Origin of the sequence: Dictyobacter vulcani (assembly GCF_008974265.1) — a bacterium.
Lineage (GTDB): Bacteria > Chloroflexota > Ktedonobacteria > Ktedonobacterales > Ktedonobacteraceae > Dictyobacter > Dictyobacter vulcani.
On record NZ_BKZW01000002.1, the window covers coordinates 924,998 to 951,608 of the forward strand.

The following is a 26,611-nucleotide window of genomic DNA, read 5'->3' on the forward strand; positions in this document are numbered from 1 at the left end:
TTTCCGCTTTCATCGATGCAGCAAGGCATGTTGTTCCATAGCCTTTATACCCCTGGTCAGGGAATGTATGTGGAGCAAATGAGTTTTGTGTTGCGCGGCAACCTCAATCGAAATGCGTTAGAGCAAGCTTTTCAACAGATCCTTGATCGTCATGCTGCGCTCCGTACCTCATTTATGTGGGATGACGTGGAGAAACCACTTCAGGTGGTCTATAATCATGTGCCCTTGAACATGATGCAGTATGATTGGCGTGCCTATGCACCAGCGCAACAGCAAGAGCAGTTGGAAGCATATTTGCAAGCAGACCGTGTGCTGGGTTTTGATCTTTCCGAGGCACCCCTGATGCGATTGGCCTGTCTGCACCTGGAAGATAACACCTATCAGATCGTGTGGAGCTACCACCATATTTTAATGGATGGTTGGAGCATGCCGATCGTGCTGGGCGATCTCTTCCTCTTCTACGAGGCCGCCTGTCGCAATGAAGCTGTGAGCTTAAAGCCACTGCGCCCATACCGTGAGTATATATCCTGGGTGAAACAGCAGGATATGGAAAAAGCAGAAGCCTTCTGGCGTCAGATGTTGCGTGGCTTTGAAGCGCCTGTATCCGTGGGAGTAGAGCGGCCAGCCAGAGAAGCCGAAAAAGCCGGGCAGCAAGAGCAGGTTGTGCGGCTCACGGCTGAAACAACGCAGCGTCTCCAACAACTGGCTCGTCAGCATAAGCTGACCTTAAATTCAATTATGCAGAGTGCCTGGGCGCTGCTCCTGAGCCATTATAGCGGACAAGACGACATCGTCTTTGGCATCACGGTCTCCGGCCGGCCTGCTGAAGTCGCCGGTGTTGAAACGATGGTTGGACTTTTCATCAACTCGCTGCCGCTCCGCATCCAGATTGAGCCACAGATGCCAGTGTTAGACTGGCTAAAAAGCGTCCAGAACTTGCAGACCGAGGTGCGCCAATACGAGTATAGTCCTCTGGCCCAGATACAGGGTTGGAGCGACGTGGCGCGTGGCACGTCCCTCTTTGAGAGTTTACTGGTCTTTGAGAACTATCCGATTGCCAGCAGTACTTCGAGTCAGGCCAGCGAGGCCAGCCTGGAAGTTCAATCCGTCAACATGGTTGAGCAAACCAACTATCCACTGACTATTTTTGCCTTTCCTGGCCATCAGGTAATGCTCAAACTTGTGTATGATAGTGCCCACTTTGCGCCAGACACCATCGAGCGCATGCTGACGCATCTACAGCACATCCTGGAAAATATTGCCAGCAACGTTGAGCAACCCCTGGCAGCCGTCTCACTGCTCTCTACTGCGGAGCGGCAGCTTGTCCTGGAACAGTGGAACGCTACTCCTGCTGAGGGACCACTGGATATCTGCGTGCATGACCTGCTGGCAGCGCAGGTTACTCGCACGCCAACCGCGACCGCTCTGATTGCAGGCGAAGAGCGGCTCAGCTATGCGGAGTTGGATAGACGGGCCAACCAGCTTGCTCACTATTTGCAGCAGCAAGGCGTCGGACCCGATGTGCTGGTTGGCGTGTGTATGGAACGCTCGGTGGAACTGATCGTGGGCCTGCTGGGTGTACTCAAAGCCGGGGAGCCTATGTGCCGCTGGACCCTGCCTATCCTAAAGAACGGCTGGCCTTCTCGCTGGAAGACACGCAGGCACCTTTCCTGCTCACCCAGGAGCGTCTGGTGGCGAGCTTGCCGGAGCAGCGTGCCCGGATCATCTGCCTGGACCGTGACTGGCAGGAGATCGCGCAACAACGTTCGGAGCCGGTGCAGACCGCGACCACCCAGCAGGATCTGGCCTATGTGATCTACACCTCGGGCTCGACCGGCAAACCCAAAGGCGTGGCGATTGAGCATCGCAGCGTTGTGGCTTTCCTCTCCTGGGCCCAGCAGAGCTTTACGCTTGCTGAGTTACAGGGTGTGTTAGCCGCCACCTCAGTCTGCTTTGACCTCTCGATCTTTGAGATCTTCGTGCCGCTGAGCTGTGGTGGTAGCGTGATCCTGGCCGAAAACGCCCTGCAATTGCCGCAGCTGGCAGCCGCTCAGGAAGTGACCCTGATCAACACCGTGCCATCCGCGATGAACGAACTGGTACGAGCCGGACAGGTTCCCAGCAGTGTACGCACCGTCAATCTAGCCGGAGAGCCATTGCAACGCTCACTGATCGAGCAACTCTACCAGTTGCCGCAGATCCAGCGAGTCAACAATCTGTATGGACCGACCGAAGACACCACCTATTCAATCTGGGCGCACATGGAAGCGCAGCAGAGCGGAGCGGTCCCGATTGGTCGTCCGCTGCCAGGAACGCAGGCCTATGTGCTGGACCAGCACCAGCAGCCAGTGCCAGTCGGCGTGGCTGGCGAACTCTATCTGGGTGGAGCCGGATTAGCGCGAGGCTACCTCAATCGAGCCGAACTCACAGCCGAGCGCTTCATCAAGGATCCCTTCAGCCAGCAGCCAGCGGCCCGGCTCTACCGTACCGGAGACCTGGTACGCTCTCAAGCTGACGGCAACCTCATCTATCTGAATCGACTGGACCAGCAAGTCAAAATCCGTGGCTTCCGCATCGAACTGGGTGAAGTCGAAAGCGTACTGCAGAGCTATCCAGGCCTGAAAGAGGCCGTGCTGCTGGCTCGTGAAGACCAACCAGGCGTGAAGCGCTTAGTCGCTTACATCGTAGCGGATAACGCCAGCATAAAATCGGCCGAGCTGCGTCGCTTTATGCAAGCGCACCTGCCAGAATATATGGTGCCAGCAGTCTTTGTGACGTTAGAGAAACTGCCCTTAACCCCAAATGGCAAGGTCGACCGGAAAGCATTACCTGCTCCTGATGAAGTCACGCTGGACTATGATCAGGCGTATACTGCCCCCCAGAATGCAACGGAAGAAGCGCTGGTTGAGATCTGGCAGGAAACATTAGGCAATGCACAGATCGGCATCCATGACAACTTCTTTTCCCTGGGCGGTGACTCTATCCTGAGCTTGAAAATAATTTCCCAGGCCAATCAAGCAGGACTCTATTTGACGCCGCGCCAGCTCTTCCAACATCCAACCATTGCCGAGCTTGCGACCGTTGTTGGTACCATTGAGGCAGTGAAGGCCGAGCAAGGTATGGTTATCGGCCGTGTCTTGCAGACGCCCATTCAGCAGTGGTTCTTTGAGCAAGAACTGAGCCATCCAGAACACTGGAATCAGGCAGTGATGCTGAGTGTACGCGACCAGCTGCAAAGCTCAGTCCTGGTAGATGCCGTTGAGCGTTTGCTGCTCCACCATGACTCACTCCGACTGCGTTTTGTGAAAGACGAAGAAGGCTACTGGTCACAGAAGAGTGTGCCTGTCGGGGGTAGTCCACCGGTTGAAATAATAGATGTGTCATCCCTCACGCCTGATGAGCAGCAGAGGAAGCTGGCGTCAACATTACAAGAAGCCCATAGCAGCCTCAATCTGACTACTGGCCCCTTGTTACGCGTGGTGTATTTTAACCCGGGTGCCAACCAACCAGGACGGTTATTGTTTGTTATTCACCATCTCGCGGTCGACGGCGTCTCCTGGCGTATCTTATTAGAAGACTTACAGACCGCCTATGAGCAGTTGCTGGCAAACAAGGCTGTGCAGCTACCCGCCAAAACACTCTCCTTCCAGCAATGGGCACACAGCCTGAACGACTACGCGCAGACCCGTGAAGTGCGCGAACAGGTTGCCTATTGGGCTGATGAGGCGCATCAACAGGAATATGCACTGCCCGTAGACAATGAAGGTCCTAACACCGTCGCATCCGCGCGCAGTGTGGTAGTAGCGCTGAATGCAGACGAGACACAGGCATTATTACATGAAGTGCCAGCCGTGTATCGCACCCAGATGAACGACATCTTACTGACCGCGCTCGCTATCGCGCTGGCCAGATGGAGTGGTAACAAAGCACATCTCATTAACATAGAGGGCCATGGTCGCGAAGACATCCTCGAAGGTGTCGACCTCTCACGAACTGTTGGTTGGTTTACCAGTCTGTATCCAATACTGCTGGATCTGGGAACCGCACATGACGTGGGTGAAATGATCAAGACCATCAAGGAACAACTGCGGGCCATTCCCCAGCGTGGTATTGGCTATGGTTTGCTGCGCTACCTCTGTGATGATGAAGAGATTGCAGACCAGATGCAATCATTACCCACAGGAGAGATCCTCTTCAATTATCTGGGACAATTTGATCAAGCTTTGAGTGGGGATGCCCTCTTTACCGTTGCCGCCGAATCCAGCGGCCCTCCGGTCCATCAGGATGATAAACGTCAACACCTGCTTGATATCAATGGAAGTGTCAGTGGAAGTCAGTTGATCTTCAACTGGACATACAGCCAGAACCTTCACGCCGATGCGACGATTACCGCCGTGGCACAGGATTTCATGCAGGCCCTGCGTGATATTCTCCAGCATTGTAAAGCCAGCGGCGCTGGTGGTTATACACCGGCAGATTTCCCATTAGCACATCTGACGCAGCAACAGATCACGGCATTTCTAGATCCTATGCGTGACCTGGAAACAGTCTACCCGCTATCACCCTTGCAGCAAGGCCTGCTTTTCCACGCGCTCTACACTCCGACCGGCGCGGAATATGTCACCCAGATCGGCTGTACCTTTCAGGGAGCCATGCAGGTTGAGTCTTTTATGCAAGCCTGGCAGCAGGTAGTGAATCGCTATGCCATTCTGCGCACCTCTTTTATCTGGGAAGGGCTGGATCAGCCACAGCAAATCGTCCATCAAAACACTCAGATTCCCTTTGTATTGAAAGACTGGCGTACGATCCCGCAATCCGAGCAACAGGAACGGCTTGAGGTCTATCTGCAAGCGGACCGCCAGCAGGGCTTTAACCTGCAAGAAGCCCCTTTGATGCGACTCTCGTTAATCCAACTTGCCGAGCAGACCTATGAATTCGTGTGGACGCATCATCACATCTTGCTGGACGGCTGGAGCTTGCCAGTCATCCTCAAAGATGTTTTCATCTATTATGAAGGCTTGCGACATGGCATAAAACCACAACTGGCGCATGTACGTCCCTACCAGGACTACATTCAATGGTTTGTAAAGCAGGACCTGAGTAAAGCCGAGTCATTCTGGCGTGAAACGCTGAGTGGTTTTGAGTCACCGACCCCGCTAGGAATTGAGCGCGTGCAGAGCCTGCCAGATGCGCAAACGCCAGCCGAGAAGTCAGAAATACAACTGCAACTCTCTGTTGAGACCACACAGGCGCTCCAACGCTTCTCGCGTCAGCAGCAGGTTACCCTCAATACCCTGATCCAGGGAGCCTGGTCATTATTGCTCAGCCACTATAGCGGTCAGAACGACATCGTCTTTGGTACCACACTTTCAGGCCGTCCAACGGAAGTCGTTGGCATCGAGTCGATGGTTGGACTCTTCATCAACACGCTACCAGTGCGCATCAAGCTCTCTCCCGCTGAGCCAGTATCCGCCTGGTTAAAAGCCATTCAAGAGCAGCAAAGTATCCTGCGCCAATATGAATATAGTCCATTGGCCCAGGTCCAGGGTTGGAGTGACGTTCCCAGGGGAGTTTCGCTCTTTGAGAGTCTCCTGGTCTTTGAAAATTATCCGATCAGTAGTGAGAGCGTAGAAACTGATAGCGAAGCCCATGTGCAGATCGTCGGGTCACGTTCCGTCGAGCAATCAAATTATCCACTCAGCATTATCGTGCTGCCTGGTCAGCAACTGGCGCTACGTTTCATTTTTGATACAAGCCTGTTTGAAGCAGCCGCTATGCAGCGTTTGCTTGAACACATGCGTCATGTGTTAGTGTCTATGAGTCAGGCACATGACCAGCCACTGTCCGCCCTTACCCTGTTGAGCAGCGCTGAGCGTCAGACCCAGGTCGTAGAGTGGAATCAGACCGCAACCGAGCAGGAGCACGACAGTACTATCTGTACCCAGTTTGCTGCCTGGGTCAGTGCTGATCCCAACGCGTCAGCCGTTATGTACGCCGGACAGAGCATGAGCTATGCAGAACTCAACGCACGTGCCAATCAGCTCGCGCACTACTTACAGCAGCAGGGAGTGCAGCCTGATACACTGGTTGGTTTAAGCGTTGAGCGCTCGATTGACATGCTGGTAGGCATCCTGGGAATTTTGAAGGCTGGTGGCGCCTATGTGCCACTCGACCCGAAATATCCGCAGGAACGCCTGGCATATATGTTAGCTGATTCGCAGGTCTCACTCTTATTAACCCAGGAGCGCCTGGTCGCAAGCCTGCCAGCGTATCAGGGCAGAATGATCGTGCTTGATCGCGAGTGGGAAACAATTGCGCGTGAGAGCGAAGCCGATCCTGAAAACGACCTTGATGCCAATAACCTGGCCTACGTCATCTATACATCCGGGTCTACAGGTAGGCCGAAGGGAGTGCTGGTCAGCCATCGTAACCTTGTGCACTCGACGCAGGCACGCATGACCTATTATCCCGAGCCGGTGACAGCCTTCCTGTTGCTCTCGCCATTTGCCTTTGACAGTTCCGTGGCCGGAATCTTCTGGACGCTCTGTCAGGGAGGGATGCTCGTTATTCCACAGGAAGGAGCACAGCAAGATCCTGCACAATTGCTTGCATGGATCGAGCAGTACCACATCTCGCACCTGCTCAGTCTGCCCTCCCTCTATAGCCTGTTGCTGGAGCAAGCGCAGAGCGACCAGATTGGCTCATTGCGTACAGTGATCGTCGCCGGTGAAGCCTGTCCAGGAGCGCTCCCCCGGCGTCATCAGCAGATGTTACCACAGACCCTCTTCTACAACGAGTATGGTCCAACCGAAGGGACCGTCTGGTCAACCGTGTTCCAAGCCAATGGACAGGCGACGCGGAAGCAGGTACCGATTGGGCGTCCAATACCGAACATGCAGAGCTACATCCTGGATCAATATCTGCAACCTGTGCCTGTTGGGGTCGTGGGAGAAATATATATAGGCGGCGTCGGCATTACGCGTGGGTATTTGAACCGTGCGGACCTTACGGCCGAGCGCTTCATTGTCGATCCATTCAGTACAGAGCCTGGTGCGCGCCTCTACCGTACCGGCGACCTGGCTCAGTATTTAGCGGACGGAAACATCGAGTTTCTCAGTCGTATTGACCATCAGGTCAAGGTACGTGGTTATCGGATTGAACTGGGCGAAATCGAGCATGCGCTTCTCCAGCATGCAGCGATCCATGAGTGCGTGGTCATCGCGCAGGATGGACCTTCGGGCTCGAAGCGCCTGGTTGCCTATCTGGTACCAATGGAGCAGGCAGCAGCGCCAGACCCTGAGGAACTGCGCCAATTCTTAGCCGAGCGCCTCCCTGAATATATGGTGCCCGCATTCTTTATTGAGTTAGAGCGCTTGCCACTTACCCCGAATGGAAAACTGGATCGTCAGGCACTGCCGCGGCCAGAGCAAGAGCGTCTGGGAAGCGTTGCGCTGGTAGGGGCTCGTAATGAACTGGAAGCAGTGCTCACAGGTATCTGGCGACAGGTCCTGGGAATCAAAGAAATAAGTATTCACGATAACTTCTTCTCGCTGGGCGGTGACTCGATCCTGAGTATCCAGATCGTCTCGCGAGCTGCCATCGCGGGTTTACGACTGACACCGCGTCAGATTTTCGAGCATCCGACCATTGCGGAACTGGGATTAGTTGTGGATAGTACATCCCAGGTGATGGCCACACAGGACATAGTAACTGGCCCTGTGCCCTTGACCCCTATTCAGCGCTGGTTCTTTGAGCAGCAACTACCCGAGCAGCAGCATTGGAACCAGGCCCTTTTATTCTCAGTACAATCCCAACTCGATCCACAATTACTCAAAGAAGCCGTGGGTGTATTGCTCAAGCAGCATGATGCGCTGCGTTTACGCTATAGCCAGGAAAATGGCGTCTGGCAGCAGACCAATGTCGCACTGGATAACGCCATCCCTTTCTCCGTCGCCGACTATAGCATGCTTTCCGAGGATGAGCAGAAGCAAGCCATTGAAAGCGCCTGTGCCCAGGCCCAGGCCAGCCTGAACCTGCAAGAGGGTCCGTTGTTGCGGGTCATCTACTTTGATCGTGGCGAGACCAAAGAAGCCCGCCTATTATTTGTCATTCACCACCTGGCAATTGATGGTGTCTCCTGGCGTATCCTGCTGGAAGATCTCCAGGCAGCCTGTGAACAACTGGTGAAACAGCAAGAAGTGCAGTTACCAGCCAAGACAACCTCATTCCAGCAGTGGGCCGGGCGTTTACAAGAATATGCACAGGGAACAGAGATACAGCAAGAGCTTGCATACTGGTTGTCGCTGGAGCAAGCGCCGATCCAGAAATTGCCCGTTGACTTTAGCACTGGTGAGAATACAGTCGCCTCTGCGCGGACAGTGGTCGTCTCTCTGACAGCAGAAGAAACGCACGCGCTACTCTATACGGCCCCGAAGGCCTATCGCACGCAGATCAATGATCTCTTGCTGGCGGCCCTCTCCCTGGGAATTTCCAGTTGGGTAGGCTCACAGAAGTTCTTGATCGAACTGGAAGGGCATGGTCGTGAAGATATCTGGGATGACATAGACATCTCACGGACCGTGGGCTGGTTTACCAGTGTCTATCCATTATTGCTTAAGTCCGAGTCAGCGGACGATCCCGGTGCAACCATTAAAGCCATAAAAGAGCATCTGAGAGCGTTGCCACAGCATGGATTTAGCTATGGTCTGCTGCGCTATCTGTGTCAGGCACCAGATGTGGCTGAGCGCTTGCGTGCGCTCCCAGAAGCCGAAATCGGGTTCAATTACCTGGGTCAGTTCGATCAGACCATGGCCGAGGCCGCCCTTTTTGCGGCTGCGCCAGAGTTTAGCGGCCAGCCTGTAAGTGGGGCTGGTAAACGACAGCACCTCTTAGACATTAACGGCAGTATCGGCGCAGGTCAGTTGCAGCTTAGCTGGACCTTTAGTGCGAATCGGCACACAGACGAGACCGTCCTGCAACTGGCGCATAGCGTGAATGATGCCTTGCGCACACTGATCGCCCACTGTGTCTCCATCGAGAGTAGTATATCCACGCCATCCGATTTCCCATTGGTCACGTTGACACAAGAGCAGATCGATGCCGTACAGAGCCAAAAGAATCAGCTCCAGGATATCTATCCGCTCTCCCCATTGCAACAAGGTCTCTTATTCCATAATCTGTATGCGCCAGAAGGCGGAGATTATGTCATTCAAATTGTCTGTGACTTTAAAGGCGACCTGCAGGTTGACGCATTTCAGCAGGCATGGCAACAGATCATGGATCGGCATGATATCTTGAGAACCGCCATGTTGTGGGTGGGAGTCGATGAGCCAGCGCAGGTTGTCTATGAGCATATTGATGTACCATTCATGCTGCATGACTGGCGTCATCTCTCCCAGGAAGAACAGAGAACGAGTTGGGAGACATTTGAGCAAGAGGATCGTGTCCAGGGTTTTGACCTGGCCAGCGTCCCCCTGATGCGTCTGATCCTTATCCGCCTGGCAGATGACACCTATCGATTTTTATGGAGCCATCACCACATCCTGCTGGACGGTTGGAGCATGCCAATCGTGCTGCGTGAAGTCTTTGTGATCTACGAGGCATTGAGCCATAAGCAGAATGTACAACTGGAGCACATTCGTCCCTATCAAGACTATATTCGCTGGTTAAATCGCCAAAACCTGGAGCTGGCAGAAGTTTTCTGGCGCCGGGAGTTACAAGGTTTTACTGAAACCACGCCACTTGGTATTGAGCGTACTGCCAGCACAGCCCATGCGGGAGTACCTGAATATAGCGAACGAGATTTCTACTTCAGTCTTGAAAGCACCCGGGCTATTCAGCAACTGGCTCGTCAGCATCAGCTCACGCTGAACACCATCATGCAGGGAGCCTGGGGTCTGCTGCTCAGCCACTATAGTGGACAGTCGGATGTAGTTTTCGGTGCCGTGGTCTCCGGGCGACCTGCGGAAGTACAGGGCATCGAATCCATGGTAGGACTCTTCATTAATACCTTGCCCGTGCGCGTGAACATTCCTGAGCAGCAAGCGGTCCTCGCCTGGTTACAGGAATTACAACAAGCCCAGATAGAATTGCGCCAGTACGAATACAGTCCACTGGCCCAGGTGCAGGGCTGGAGTGACGTGCCGCGTGGCATGCAACTCTTCGAGAGTATCCTGGTCTTTGAAAATTATCCTATTAGCGGTGAAAATACCCAGGCGACCGAAGCGAGCTTACAGGTAGAGTCGATGCAGACCCGTGAGCAGACCAGTTATCCATTAACCCTCATCGCTTTTCCTGGCCAGCAACTTGCCCTGAGAATGCAATATGATCATGAGCGTTTCGAGGCCAGCGCTATTGAGCGCTTATTCAGCCACTTGCAAACGTTGCTTGAGCATATTGTCGCCCGGCCTGAGCAGGCAGTATCAACACTGCCCTACCTGCCAGCCGCAGAACGCCAGCAATTGCTCACAGAGTGGAACCATGTTGAGCAGGTCTATCCACAGCAGGCCACGCTGCAACACACCTTTGAGCAACAGGTGGCACAGACACCAGGCGCAACGGCCGTCAAATATGAGCAGGAGTCGCTGACCTATGCTGAATTGAATGCCCGGGCGAATCAAGTTGCGCATTATCTACGTTCGCTGGGTCTGCATACCGGTGATCTGGTTGGCCTGGCCGTAGAACGGTCACTCTCTATGGTCGTGGGTCTACTGGGTATTCTCAAGGCCGGTGGGGCTTACGTACCCCTTGATCCAACCTATCCAAAAGAGCGCCTGGCCTTTATGCTTGAGGATGCTGGCATTGCTGTACTACTCACGCAAAGGCATCTTTTGGAGCAGTTGCCTGCATATACCGGTCCAACGGCCTTCCTTGATAGCGATAACGCACAGCTCAGCCAGCAAAGCCGCGAAAACATCGTGGATGTCACGCAGACGAGCGAGAATCTGGCCTACATCATCTACACCTCAGGCTCGACCGGCAAACCCAAAGGTGTGATGGTCAATCACGGCCATGTGTTACGCCTCTTTGCCTCAACGCAGGACTGGTATCACTTTACCGAGAACGACGTGTGGACATGGTTCCATTCCTATGCCTTTGACTTTTCTGTCTGGGAAATGTGGGGAGCCTTGCTGTATGGCGGCACATTAGTTGTGGTACCATTCTGGATGAGTCGCTCGCCGCAGGATTTCTATGAACTGCTCCTGAACGAGCGTGTCACTGTCCTGAATCAGACCCCCTCGGCCTTCCGTCAATTGCAGCAAGTCGCATTGAAGTCTGAGCAGCCAGCAGACAATGCCCTGCGCTATGTGATCTTCGGTGGAGAGGCGCTGGAACTGCAGAGTATACGCCCCTGGTTTGAGCGCTTTGGCGATCAGCAACCGCAACTGGTGAACATGTATGGTATCACCGAAACGACCGTGCATGTCACCTATCGTCCGCTGAGCTGGGAAGATATCGAGCGTAACCGTGGCAGCGTGATTGGTCGAGCGCTCCCAGATCTGAGCCTCTACGTGCTGGATACCCACCTGCAGCCGGTACCAATCGGAGTGACTGGCGAGCTTTACGTTGGCGGAGCAGGCGTGGCTCGTGGTTATCTGCAGCGTCCAGAACTTACCGCAGAACGCTTTATTCGGGATCCATTCAGCACAGCCGCAGATGCACGTCTCTATCGTACCGGTGACCTGGCCCGCTACCAGGCTAATGGCGACCTGGAATACCTGGGTCGTAGTGACGAGCAAGTCAAGATCCGTGGTTTCCGCATTGAACTGGGAGAAATCGAAGCTGTGCTCAACCGCGTGGCAGGAGTCTTTGAATGCCAGGTCATCGTACGTGAAGATATCCCAGGAAGTAAACGTCTGGTTGCCTATATTGTAGCGGAGCCACAGGTTATGCTGGCCCAGCAAGATGTACGCAGTGGATTACTGGAGCACCTGCCAGAATATATGGTGCCGAGCGCCTATGTCTTCTTAGAGAGCATGCCATTGACCTCAAACGGCAAAATTAATCGTCGAGCGCTACCTGCTCCGGACCAGCAAACACAGGGAGACGCGCCAGATTTTGTCATGGCCCGTTCACAGGTCGAAGAGAGCCTGGTTGAGATCTGGCAACACGTTCTGGGTGTGAAGAAGATCAGCATCCATGATAACTTTTTTGCCCTGGGTGGTGACTCAATTCTGAGCATTCAAATTGTCGCGCGCGCAACCCAGAAAGGCTACCACGTCACGCCGAAATTGCTCTTTGAGCATCCAACCATCGCGGAACTGGCAGCCGTTGTGGAGAGCGTGCATGAAAGTACTGCGGAGCAGGGAATAGTCACAGGTGAACTCCCATTAACACCAATTCAACACTGGTTCTTTGCGCAAGAGCAACCAGAGCTGCAGCATTGGAATCAGGCCGTGCTCCTCAATGTGCAGCAGCAACTTGATCCTGATCTGTTGCGACAAACCATTCGACACCTGCTGGCCCACCATGATGCGCTACGCCTCAGTTTTATGTCCGAGCAGGATGGCTGGCGACAAACCAACGAGGACCTTCCAACGGACGTACCGCTTGACATCGTTATGCTGACAGAAACCGAGCAGGCAGGGATCCAGGCATTCATTGACCAGAAAGCCAATCAAGCGCAGGCCAGCTTGCAGCTTGAGCACGGACCCCTGTTGCGTATCGTCTATTTCGATGCAGGTGCCGAGCTGCCTGGACGTCTATTATTCGTCATTCACCATCTCGCGGTTGACGGCGTCTCCTGGCGTATCTTGCTGGAAGACCTGGAAAGTATTTACAACCAGCTACAGAGAGGCAGGAACGCGCAGACAGTACAACTGCCAGCCAAAACGACATCTTACCTGGATTGGGCTCGCAGGTTGCAGGCATATGCGCAGACCGCTGAAGCGCAAAAAGAATACTCCTGCTGGCTGGCACACCATGAACATGCGCCAGTAGCTATACCAGTAGACCATGAGAATGGGAGCAATAGCGTTGCCTCAGCGCGCACAATTGTCGTCTCACTCTCCGAGGCCGAGACACAAGCCCTGCTGCATGAAGTCCCTCAGGTCTATCATACCCAAATCAACGATACCCTCCTGACCGCACTGGCGCAGGCCCTGAGTGCATGGACCGGCCAGCAAACTGTCCTGGTCAATATGGAAGGTCATGGCCGAGAAGAAATTTTCGTGGATAGCGATCTCTCACGCACCGTTGGTTGGTTTACCAGCATCTATCCCGTGTTCCTACACGTAGCGCAAACAGCTTCACCAGGAGACGCAGTAAAAGCAATCAAAGAGCAGTTGCGTCAGATACCACAGCGCGGCATTGGGTATGGCATATTGCGCTATCTGACTACAGACAAGCAGATCAGTGAGAGCATGAGGGCCTTACCAGAAGCTGAAATCAGCTTTAACTACCTGGGCCAATTTGACCAGGTTCTCGGCCAGGAATCACTCTTTAGCCCGGCTGTGGAGTCCAGTGGTGCGCCTGTAAGCTCCCTGGGACATCGTGCGCATCTCCTCGACATTAACTGTAGTATCGGTGGTGGTCAACTCCATATTACCTGGACATTCAGCCAGAACCTCCACCAGGATGAAACCATTATGGCCCTGGCCAAAAATTTCATCCACTGCTTGAGCACCTTGATTGTCCACTGTCAGTCAGCGGACGCCGGTGGCTATACACCATCCGATTTCCCACTGGCAAAGCTCACACAAAAGCAGTTAGATGGTGTCTTAAGCCATAACCGTGGCATCGAAGCCATCTATCCACTTTCACCCTTACAGCAAGGACTCCTGTTCCATTCTCTCTATGCGCCCGGAGATGGTGATTACATTGTGCAGATCGGGTATACATTCAGAGAAAACATCAACGTCGAGTCCTTCAAACAGGCCTGGCGAGAGACTATGCAGCGCCATGCGATCCTGCGTACCGCGATGCTGTGGGAAAATGTCGATAAGCCGCAACAGATTGTGCAGGAGCGCGTGGAATTGCCATTTATGCTCTATGACTGGCGTGAGTATCCCACGCTTGAACAGGAGGCCCGGATTACCGCCTTCCTGAGTGAAGACCGGGCGCGTGGTTTTGATCTTGCCGAGGCCCCATTAATGCGCCTGACGCTGATCCGTCTGGCCGATGATGTATACGAATTCCTCTGGAGCCACCACCACGTTCTGCTCGATGGTTGGAGCGTCCCCATTATCTTGAATGATGTATTCATTCATTATGAAGTGGCCTGTCGAGGGTTAGAGCTCCAACTGGAGCGTGTACGTCCCTATCAGGATTATATTCGCTGGTTTACCCAACAGGACGAGCAGCAGGCAGAAATGTTCTGGCGTCAACAGATGGCAGGATTTACCGAGCCAACCGACCTGCGTCTAGAAAATGGGAGCCAGACCCAGGAACACGATTACCAGGAGCTGGCGTTACAACTCGCCCCGGAAATCTCGCAGAAGTTGCAGCACATGACGCGGCAACAGCAACTCACCTTAAATACCGTGGTCCAGGGAGCATGGGCCATTGTCATGAGCCATTATAGTGGTCAATCCGACGTCCTGTTTGGTGCGGTGGTCTCTGGACGTCCGGCCGAAGTTGCAGGGATTGAGTCAATGGCTGGCCTCTTCATCAATACCTTGCCGGTGCGTATTCGTCTGGAACAAGAGCAGGATATCATCTCCTGGCTGCATACCCTGCACAGACAGCAAGTAGAGATGCTGCAATTCGAGTATAGCCCACTGGCACAAATTCAAGGTTGGAGCGAGATACCGCGTGGCACAACCCTGTTTGACAGTCTGTTTGTGTTTGAGAATTACCCGATTGCCAGCAGTAGCGCGGAAGCTGGCGAAGCCAGCCTGCAGGTTACCGGCAGTCGTTCATTAGAGCAAACAAACTATCCATTGACCGTCATTGTGATGCCTGGCAAACAAATGACCCTCAAGCTATTGTTTGACCGGAAGCGTTTTGCCACGGAGCGTTTACAGCGTTTGCTTGGACACTTGCAGCAACTTCTGGTCGACTTCGTGGAGACACCGGCTAAGAAGGTAGCTGACCTTTATCCTCTCACCCCTGCCGAAGAGCAACTGGTGACGCGTCGCTGGAATGAGACACAGAGAGAGTATCCACGTCAGGCCAGTGTGATAGAGCTTTTTGAGCAGCAAGTCAAGAGCACCCCGGAGGCTCCGGCCCTCATTTGTGAGCAAAAAACAGTCTCATATGCAGAACTGAATTATCGCGCTAACCAGCTCGCAACCTACTTGCGCACTCAGGGGATCGGACCGGAAGTACTCGTTGGATTGTGTCTGGAGCGTTCTGTCGACCTGTTAGTTGGTATTCTAGGAATTCTCAAAGCGGGTGGAGCCTATCTCCCACTGGATCCATCCTATCCGACTGAGCGCCTCAACTTCATGATACATGATGGGCAATGTCCACTCATTATCACGCAGACAAGCTTGAGAGAGCAGTTACCAATGAGTGAAACGGCCATCCTCTGCCTGGATCAACTGCAGACAGAACTTGGACAGTTGCCTGGACACAACCTGGAGCAGGCCATCTCGTCACAAAATCTGGCCTATGTGATGTATACCTCGGGCTCAACCGGACGTCCAAAAGGTGTCGGCGTGACCCATCGCAGCATCGTGCGCCTGGTACGTAATAATACCTTTGCGCAGATGCAGTCCGACGACATATTCCTGCAACTGGCACCGATCTCCTTTGATGCCTCGACGTTAGAGATCTGGGGAGCATTGCTCAATGGTGCTCGTCTCGTACTGTATCCACCACAGACCCCAACTCTGGAAGACCTGGCGGCAGTCCTCAAAGAGCAGCAGATAAGTATCTTGTGGTTGACCGCTGGCCTCTTCCACCAGATGGCCGAGAGCCAGCTAGAGGCACTCAGTGGGGTGAAGCAGTTACTGGCCGGTGGTGATGTCCTGGCCTCAGGTCAGGTCAAAAAAGTGCTAACGCAGGGTGCAGGCAATACCTTAATCAATGGCTATGGACCCACCGAGAACACCACCTTTACTTGCTGCTATCCTATGAATGATACCGAGCAGATCGAACTATCCGTGCCCATTGGTCGTCCCATCGCCAACACCACTGTCTATCTGCTGGATGCCTATCAGCGTCCAGCCGCAGTAGGTGTGGTTGGTGAGCTGTATACTGGTGGAGACGGCCTGGCGCGTGGATATTTTAACCAGCCAGAGTTAACCGCTGAACGTTTCATTCCAGACATCTTTAGCACCGAACCTGGTGGCCGTTTGTACAGAACAGGCGACCTGGCGCGTTATCGCGAGGATGGCTCGATCGAGTTTGTGGGACGCGCTGACCAGCAGGTGAAAGTACGTGGTTTCCGGATTGAGTTAGGGGAGATTGAAAGCGTCCTCAATCAACATCCACAGATCAAGGCCAGCGTAGTTGTGACGCGAGACGAACTGGGTACCAGGCGTCTGATCGCATATATTGTCCCGAGCAGCGGAACAGAGCTTTTGAGCAAAGACTTGCGTGCCTACCTCCAGGAGCGTGTACCAGACTATATGCTGCCGGCGCTCTTTGTGCAGATGCAGGAACTTCCGCTGGGGGCGAATGGAAAGGTAGATAGACGTGCCTTACCTGCGCCAGACGCAGCTCAGCACACGAATGCAGAAACATATGTGGCAGCGCACAGCCAGAGTGAGCGTCACCTGGTCGAAATTTGGGAGCAAGTGCTCGGGGTGGAACGTGTAGGTATCAATGATAATTTCTTTATGCTCGGTGGTGACTCGATCCTGAGTATCCAGATCGTTTCCAGAGCCAGGCAGGCAGGTATCCAGATAACACCGAAGCTGCTCTTCCAGCATCCAACGATTGCAGCGCTGGCGCGGGTGGGTACGGAGGTCAGCGCCCGAATTGCCATAGAGGCTGAGCAAGGCATCGTCAGCGGTGATGTCGCATTAACACCCATCCAGCACTGGTTTTTTGAACAGCAGCAGCCTGATCCACAACACTGGAACATGGCCGTGCTCCTGAAAGTGCATGAGCAGCTGGATCCTCAACTGCTCCGAGATGTATGCAAGTATCTGCTCATGCAGCACGACGCCCTGCGCATGCGTTATACACGCACCGCCGATGGCTGGCAGCAATATAACGCACCGTTTAGCGACACAGGCGACGTGCCAGTCGCTATCCATGATCTTAGCCAGCTGGAAGTGGCTAAACAGCAGCAGCAGATTGAGCAGATAGCGACTGAGACACAAAGCCAGCTGAATCTAGAAACCGGACCACTGATGCGCATGGCGTACTTCGACCTGGGTACGAAAGCACCAGGCCGTCTCCTCATCGTGGTTCATCACCTGGTCTTTGATGGCGTTTCCTGGCGTATCTTCCTGGAAGATGTGCAACACGCCTATGAGCAGCGGAGCAAAGGCCAGCAGATACAACTGCTGGCCAAAACCAGCTCATTCCAGCAGTGGTCAAACAACATCCAGGCATATGCACAATCAACCGAGCTGGCCAGAGCGGCCGAGTACTGGTTGCATACAGCCTATCTTAAAGCCGCGGCCTTACCGGTTGATCACAACACTGGCCTGAACACCATGGCCTCAGCCAGCAACATTGTCCTGTCATTGAGCGTTGAAGAGACCCGGGCACTCCTGCATGAAGTTCCTCTGGCCTATCATACCCAGATCAACGACATCCTCCTGACCGCGCTGGCGCAAGGACTGGCACAATGGACGGGCAAACGTACGTTCCTGGTGAACCTTGAAGGACATGGCCGTGAAGATATTCTGGACTCCATGGATCTCTCGCGCACCATTGGCTGGTTTACCAGCATCTATCCGCTGATCCTGGAAGTTGAAGCCAACAAGCAGCCAGCTGATACCTTGAAGAAGATCAAAGAGCAGCTGCGAACCATCCCCTTGAATGGACTGGCCTATGGACTGTTGCGGTATATGAGCCACGATGAAGAGTTGAGCGCGCGCTTGAGCGCTCTCTCTGAGGCGCAGATCAGCTTCAACTACCTGGGTCAATTTGATCAAGGAACCTCTGCTGAGAAAACCCTCTTCTCACCGGCTGCGGAGGCAAGTGGTTTAACGACCAGCGTCAACGCCTTACGCCAGCATCTGCTGGATGTCAACGGAAGTATTAGCAATGGCCAACTCATTTTAAATTGGACCTATAGCCAGAATTACCATCAAGCTGAGACTATCGCTACCCTGGCAAAGAGTGTCTTGCAAGCATTGCGCGACCTGATTGCCCATTGTAGCTCGCCAGAAGCTGGTGGCTACACACCATCAGACTTCCCACTGGCAACCCTGACACAGGAGCAAATCGATCACATTCCTGCTCAGAAGCGCATGCTTGAAGCTATCTATCCGCTTTCACCCTTGCAGCAAGGACTGCTTTTCCACAATCTATATACGCCTGGCAACGGTGATTACATTATCCAGATCGGCTACACCTTCAACGGTGATTTAAACCTGGCAGCCTTCAAGCAGGCCTGGCAGCGAACTATTGAGCGGCACGCAATTATGCGTACAGCCTTTATCTGGGAGGATTTAGACGAGGCACAACAGATTGTATACCGCACCTGTGACCTCCCATTTGAAGTGCAAGACTGGCGTGAGCTATCCGTGCAGGAGCAGCAGGAGCGGCTCAAGACCTACTGGCAGGAAGATCGCACGCGTGGATTTGAACTGTCGCAAGTACCACTCATGCGTTTTGCGCTCCTGCATATCGCGGATGACACGTACGAATTTGTCTGGAGCTACCATCATATTCTGTTGGATGGTTGGAGTATGCCAATTGTGTTGAGTGATGTCTTCGTCTACTACGAGGCGCTGTCACGCGGACAAAATATCCAATTGGCCCATATCCGTCCATATCAGAACTATATCGAGTGGTTGCAGCAACAAGACTTACAGGAGGCAGAGCGCTTCTGGCGCAGCAACCTGCAAGGATTTGAAGCTCCGACACCATTAAGTGGAGACCAGAGCATTACCAGTCTTTCAGAGCAAGAAGATGGCTATGGAGAGCATATCGTTGTCCTGCCACCCGAGCTGAATCAAGCCTTGCAACAACTGACCCGTCACCATCAACTGACCCTCAACACTATTGTTCAGGGAGCCTGGGCATTACTGCTCAGTCACTATAGTGGTCAGGACGATGTCCTCTTTGGAGCCACGGTTTCCGGGCGGCCAACGGATGTTGAGGGGATTGAGTCAATGGTCGGTCTCTTCATCAATACCCTGCCAGTGCGTATCCAACTTGAGTATAGCGAGACCTTACTCACCTGGCTCCACACTGTCCAGACGCAGCAGATGGAAATGCGTCAGTATGAATACAGTCCTCTGGCTCAAGTGCTGGGATGGAGTGAGGTCCCGCGTGGAGTTAACCTGTTTGAAAGCCTGCTGGTCTTTGAAAACTATCCAGTGACAACAGCGGACGCCCAGGAAGGTGAAGCCAGCTTGCAGATATTGGGGACCCATTCGCAAGAGCAAACCAACTATCCCTTAACGCTGTATGCGATTCCGGGGCAACAATTTATCTTCAAGTTGCTCTATGATCGAACGCGCTTTAGCGCAGCCACTGTCCAACGTATGCTCGAACACCTGGTAAACCTGCTTGGCTATGTCGTGGCGGATCCGGAAGCGCAACTGGTAAGCCTGCCGCTGGTAACAGACGCCGAATACCACCAGATTGTCACTGAATGGAACGCGACCGAGAGCACTTATGAACAGTTGTGTGTGCATCAGTTGTTTGAAGCCAGAGTCAAACAAAAAGCGCAGGATATTGCAGTGACCTGTGAAGCCGAAAGCCTGACCTATGCAGAATTGAACAGGCGTGCCAATCAACTGGCCCGGCATTTACAATCCCTGGGTATTGGTCCGGATATACGAGTCGGGCTGTATATAGAGCGCTCACTAGAAATGATGGTTGGATTGCTCGGTATCCTGAAAGCAGGCGGAGCTTATGTGCCCATTGATCCAACCTATCCAGCCGAGCGCGTTACCTATATGCTGCAGGACGCCCAACTAGACGTATTGCTCACGCAGGAACACTTACTCACGAGCCTGCCAGATACGGATGCACAGGTCATCTGCCTGGATCGCGATTGGAGTATGCTCGCACGGGCAAGCGTGGAGGATCTGCAGAGCAACGTAACACCTGAGAACCTCATGTATATGATCTACACCTCTGGTTCAACTGGCCAACCAAAGGGAGTCATGATTGAGCATCGGAACGTTGCGAATTTCTTCACAGGCATGGACAAAGCGCTTGGTGTGCCTGAGTCAGGTGTCTGGTTGGCCGTCACCAGTATCTCATTCGACATTTCAGTACTAGAACTTTTCTGGACCTTAACACGCGGCTTCCAGGTCGTCATTCAAACGCAACATGACGTGAATCCGGAGTTGATCAGGAAGAGAAAATATGCGCAAAAGCACATTGATTTCGGCCTGTTCTACTTCGCCAATAGCGACGAAAGCGTCCTGGGAGAGGATAAATATCGGCTCCTCCTTGAAGGTGCGAAATTCGCCGATCAGCATGGCTTCTCAGCCGTCTGGACGCCGGAGCGCCATTTCCACTCCTTTGGAGGACTCTATCCCAACCCGGCGGTAACCAGTGCAGCCATTGCAGCGATCACAAAACATATCAGTATTCGTTCAGGTAGTGTCGTTTTGCCATTGCACCATCCAGTGCGGGTCGCCGAAGAGTGGGCCGTCGTTGACAACATTTCCAGAGGGCGCGTTGGTCTTTCCTTTGCCTCTGGTTGGCACGCCAACGACTTCATTCTGGCCCCTGAAAACTATAAAGACCGTAAAGATTTTATGGTGCGAGAAATTGAAACCATTCGCAAGCTCTGGCGTGGAGAAACGGTTTCTTATATCAATCCGGTTGGCAAAGAGACCGCCATAAAGATCTATCCAAGCCCGATCCAGGCAGAGTTACCAATCTGGATGACGGCCGCAGGGAATCCAGAGACGTTCCGTCAGGCGGGTGCGATGGGCATGAATCTCTTGACGCACCTGCTTGGTCAAAGTGTCGAAGAACTCCAGATGAAGATAGGAATTTATCGTCAGGCCTGGCGTGAGGGAGGGTATCCAGGTAAGGGTAAAGTATCGCTCATGGTGCATACCTTTGTTGACGATAACGAAGCGAAAGTGCGTGAAATGGTGCATAAGCCATTTATCAGCTATCTGGCTGGTTCGCTCAGCTTAATTCGTGACCTGGGTAAGACCATTGGTTATGACATGGAAGCCCAGGATTTCACCAAAGAAGATATGGACACACTGCTGGAGCATGCCTTCAATCGATATTTCCATACCAGTGCGCTGTTCGGAACAGTTGAAAACTGTGTCGCAGCGGTTGAGCGCTTTAAAGCGATCGACATCGACGAACTGGCCTGTTTAATTGACTTTGGTGTGGACGTTGACGCAGTCCTCCAGAGCCTGGACAAACTGCACCTGGTCCTGGAGGCAAGTAATAAAGAGCAGGAAGAGAGCAGTGCTGATTATACGATACCGGCGCAGATCAAGCGTTACGGTGTGACGCATATGCAAGGGACGCCATCGCTGGTCAACATGCTTATGCTTGATCCTGAGTCTGCTGAAGCACTGGGAACATTACAGAAGTTACTGCTCGGAGGTGAGGCGTTACCACAGGTCTTTGCAGATCAATTGCATAGTATGCTCCCAGCGAAGATGCATAATATGTATGGCCCAACCGAAACCACCATCTGGTCATCGGTCCAGGCATTGCAGCCGGGCCAGAAAGTGAGCCTGGGCCAGCCAATTGCCAACACGCAGATCTATATTGTGGATAAACACATGCATCTCTTGCCAGCAGGTATTCCAGGCGAGCTATGTATTGGTGGTGAAGGCGTTGTACGTGGCTACCTGCATCGAGCGGACCTGACCATCGACAAATTTATGCCCGATCCATTCAGCACAATCGCGGGTGCGCGCCTCTATCGCACCGGTGACCTGGCCCGTTATCTGCCAGATGGCTCAATTGAATTCCTGGGTCGCCTGGACCACCAGGTAAAGGTGCGTGGCCATCGTATCGAACTGGGCGAGATCGAAGCAGTCCTGGCTCAGCACGCCTCAATACAGAATCCAGTCGTTATTGTCCGTGAGGATGTGCCAGGTGACAAACGTATTGTGGCCTACTTCACCTCCAGTGCCAGACCGGTAACGCCAGGTGAAGAGTTGCGGCAATTTGTGAGTGAGCGGGTGCCAGAATACATGGTGCCATCAGTGTTTGTCGTGCTGGAAACTCTGCCACTGACGCCAAATGGTAAGATTAATCGCAATGCATTGCCTGCTCCTGATCAAGCCAGTTTCACCGTAGCCAGTGCCTATGTTGCGCCACGTACAGAGACCGAGCAGATTCTCGCCGCGATCTGGTCACAAGTGTTGGGCGTCGAGAAAGTTGGTATTCACGACAACTTCCTGATGCTCGGAGGTCATTCACTGCTGGCAACCCAGTTGATTTCACGGTTGCGTAAGGCATTGCAGGTAGAGCTACCACTGCATGTCCTGTTTGAATCCCCTACGATTAAGATGCTGGCAGAACGTATTGCTCAGGCGCAACTGGATAGCGAAGGATTGGCGATCCCGCCATTGTTGCCAGTGGCGCGTGATGGTGTCCTGCCACTTTCATTTGCGCAACAGCGTTTATGGTTCTTAGAGCAGTTAGAGCCTGGGACAGCGCTCTACAATACGCCAGCCGCGTATCTCTTGAAGGGGGCACTGCATAAAGATGCCTTAGAACAAAGCTTGTGCGAGATCGTGGCTCGTCACGAAGCGTTACGCACCACCTTTGATAGCATCGACGGCGAGCCGATCCAGGTAATTGTGCCTGTTTCAGAGGCGGTGATCAGCCTACCACTGCAAGACCTGTCGCATTTGCGGGAAGAGGAACGTGAGACGAAGGTAAAAAACCTTGCCCATGAGGAGGCCCAGCAGCCATTTGACTTGAAAACTGGTCCGTTGTTACGCACAAAATTGGTGCGTTTGAGTGAGGACGAGCATGTATTATTGATCACCATCCATCACGTGATTTCCGATGCCTGGTCCCTGGGTATCTTCACAAGCGAGTTGACGCACCTGTATGCCGCCTTCTCCAAAGGTGATCCAGGGCCGCTACCAGCGGTCCCACTGCAATATGCGGACTTCTCTGTATGGCAGCGAGGCTGGCTCCAGGGAGACATGCTAGAGAAGCAATTGTCCTTCTGGAAAGAACATCTGCAGGGAGCGCCTGGAATAATTGAACTGCCAACAGATCATCCACGGCCAGCGGTACAAACGTTCCGTGGGGCCAAGCAGGCGATGCTACTGCCTGTTACCATCACTGAAGGATTGCAAGTCTTGAGTCGGCGCGAAGGTGTAACCATGTTTATGACCTTGCTCGCCGCTTTCAATGTTCTGCTGTATCGCTATAGCGGGCAGGATAACATCGTGATTGGCTCACCAATCGCCAATCGCACGCGTACCGAGACCGAAAACATCTTTGGTTTCTTCCTGAACACCCTGGTACTACGCACTGACCTATCAGGAACACCAACGTTCCGGGACCTGTTACAGCGCGTGCGCTCCTTCGCATTAAAAGCCTATGCGCATCAAGATCTGCCATTTGAATACCTGGTGGAAGCATTGCAGCCAGTCCGTGACATGAGTCGTTCGCCACTCTTCCAGGTCGTATTTGTGCTACAAAACGCGCCCAACGTTGACATCGAGTTAACGGATCTGAGCCTGCGGCCACTGATCCTGGAGAGTGAAACAGCGAAATTCGACCTGACACTTTCCATGATGGAAACAGAGCAGGGCCTGTACGGGACCCTGGAATATAGCACCGATCTGTTTGAAGCCGAGACGATTGGGCGTATGCTTGAACATTTCCAGGTATTGTTAGAAGGCATCGCCACTGACGCAGAGCGCAGCATTGAGTCCTTGCCGCTTATGTCATCAGACGAGCAGAACCGGCTGGTGCATGAATGGAATGCGCCTCAGCAGCAGCCCGAACACGCTATGACGACGTTACAGCAGATGTTTGAGGAACAGGTGGTTCTGTCTGGCGAAAAGGTAGCGTTAACCTCTGGCGAGACCCAGATGACCTATCAGGAATTAAACGCTCGCGCCAATCAAGTGGCGTCCTATCTGCGTACATGCGGTGTGCAACCTGGTCTGTTTGTGGGGATCTGCGTCGACCGATCCTTCGATATGATTGCAGGTATCCTGGGCATAGTAAAAGCCGGTGGGGCCTACGTCCCGCTCGATCCCAACTATCCAATCGAGCGCCTGGCCTTTATGCTCGAAGATGCGCAGGTATCCGTGTTATTGACGCAGCAGCATCTGCTGGGACAACTGCCCGAGTATGCGGGACGTATTATCTGTCTTGATACAGAGGTGGCGCTAGATCGTGAACCGACCGACAATCTCAGCATCGAGATGTCCGATCACAACCTGGCCTACATCATTTACACCTCTGGCTCAACCGGCACCCCCAAAGGTGTCAGCATCGCGCATCATAGTGCCACAGCATTTGTCCAGTGGGCCAAACACCACTTCTCATCAGAGCAGTTAGCTGGCGTCCTGGCATCGACATCCATGTGTTTTGACCTCTCAATTTTTGAGATCTTTGTGCCCTTGAGTTGTGGTGGAAAGGTCATTCTGGCGCAAAATGCCCTGCACCTGCTTGAATTGCCCGCAGCCAATCAAGTGACATTAATTAACACCGTTCCTTCTGCCATTGTCGCCCTCTATCGTTCAGGAGGTATTCCAGACTCAGTCAGGTGCATTAACCTGGCTGGTGAAGCCCTGCAGGATAGTGTGGTGCAGCAACTTTACACCCTGGAGCACATCGAGCAGATCTACAACCTCTATGGTCCAACCGAAGACACCACCTATTCAACCTGGGCCTTGATTGAACGAGGGCACGTGGGATCTGTGCCTATTGGTCGTCCGGTTGCTAATACGCAGGCCTATCTGCTTGATCAGCACCTTCATCCAGTTCCTGTCGGCGTGCCGGGTGAACTGTATCTGGGAGGTGAAGGTCTGGCGCAGGGATATCTACGGCGTCCAGAGCTCACTGCTGACCGTTTTATTCCACATCCATTTGGCAAGCCTGGTGCGCGGCTCTATCGCACAGGAGATCTGGCCCGCTACCTGGCGACTGGTACGATTGAGTATCTGGGACGTATAGACCAGCAGGTGAAACTCCGAGGTTTCCGTATTGAGCCTGGTGAAATAGCGAATAGACTGATGCAACATCCGCAGGTGCGCGACTGCGTGGTGATCGTCCGTCAGGATCATCAAGATCTGCAACAGTTAGTTGCCTACGTGGTTTCAGTGACACAGGAAAAACCAACCAATAGTGAGTTACGTGCCTATTTGCAGTCACGCTTGCCAGAGTATATGGTACCCGCAATTTTTGTGGACCTTGAAGAGATACCATTGACGGTGAATGGTAAAGTGGACCGCCGTGCCTTGCCGAGCGCTGATCACACCCGGACGGATCAGGAGAAGCAGTTTGCCATGCCACGTGATGCCATTGAAAGTCGTCTGGTCCATATCTGGGAAGACATTCTGGATGTTGCAGGTATCGGGATTACTGATAATTTCTTCATGCTGGGTGGTCACTCACTGCTGGCAGTGCGCGTAATGAACCGTATCCAGCAGGAGTTTGAACAAGATCTGGCCCTGGCTCTGCTTTTCCAAAAGCCCACGATTGGTCAATTAGCTGATGTCTTGCGTCAGCAGGACACAACAATGAACACATCGTCATTAGTAAGCATTCAGCCAGTTGGTACAAAGCGGCCGTTGTTCCTGGTGCATCCAGCAGGTGGTAACGTCTTCAGCTACCTGCCGTTAGCGCATCAACTGGGACAGGATCAGCCGGTGTACGGCCTGCAAGCAGTTGGTTTGTATAGCGAACAAACGCCCCATACGACCATTGAAGAGATGGCTGCCCACTATATTGAAGAGATGCGAGCCCTGCAGCCGGAGGGACCATATCAGATTGGTGGCTGGTCACTGGGTGGTGTCATTGCCTTTGAAATGGCGCAGCAACTGCGACAACTGGACCAGGAGGTTTCCTTGCTGGCCCTGATTGATAGTGGTGCGCCAGACAGCAATGATGAGCCACTGGACATTGATCGGGAAGTGCTAGAACTGGTTGATTGGATTGTGCGCGAAGCTGGCAGCGTCCTGGATATTCATGACGATACATTACGAAGTTTGATGCCGGAGGAACGTTTAAGCTATGTGCTGGAGCAGGTCCGGCTCACAGATAGGAGCAGATTATCTACCTCGTTGAGCGAGGTGGCATTACCCCAGACGGAACGGCTGTTGCGTATTCAGAGAAGTAACAATCAGGCCCTGGCTGGTTATATCCCACAAAAGTATCCTGGCAAAGTCACATTTTTCCGGGCCAGTGAAATGTTGGGTGATGCTGAACCCAGCGCGGCTTATAAGTACGCGCCAGCACGCTGGCAGCGCCTGGCAGATGACTTTGTATTGCAAATGGTCTCTGGTAATCACCAGAGCATCATGACTGAGCCACTGGTTCAGTTGCTGGCGGAGCAGCTTAAAGCGGATATGGATGATGTAAAACGGATGTAAATTTCCTATGCCGACAGATGGTGCCAGCGCTC

The 26,611-nt window shown here is 53.2% G+C and carries 1 protein-coding gene and 2 pseudogenes; all 3 read left to right on the plus strand.

Annotation, left to right across the window (positions count from 1 at the left end; all coding sequences use genetic code 11):
* Nucleotides 1-27: 27 nt before the first annotated feature.
* A pseudogene (locus tag KDW_RS36480) lies at nt 28-20,363 on the plus strand (condensation domain-containing protein); the annotation flags it as partial.
* Between the two features lie 57 nt (nt 20,364-20,420).
* A pseudogene (locus KDW_RS36485) lies at nt 20,421-25,733 on the plus strand (amino acid adenylation domain-containing protein); the annotation flags it as partial.
* Nucleotides 25,728-26,579: a thioesterase domain-containing protein gene (locus tag KDW_RS36490; RefSeq protein WP_443092589.1), complete on the plus strand. Its 852-nt coding sequence runs from the start codon at nt 25,728-25,730 to the stop codon at nt 26,577-26,579. The pseudogene KDW_RS36485 and the gene KDW_RS36490, both read left to right, overlap by 6 nt.
* Nucleotides 26,580-26,611 lie beyond the last annotated feature (32 nt).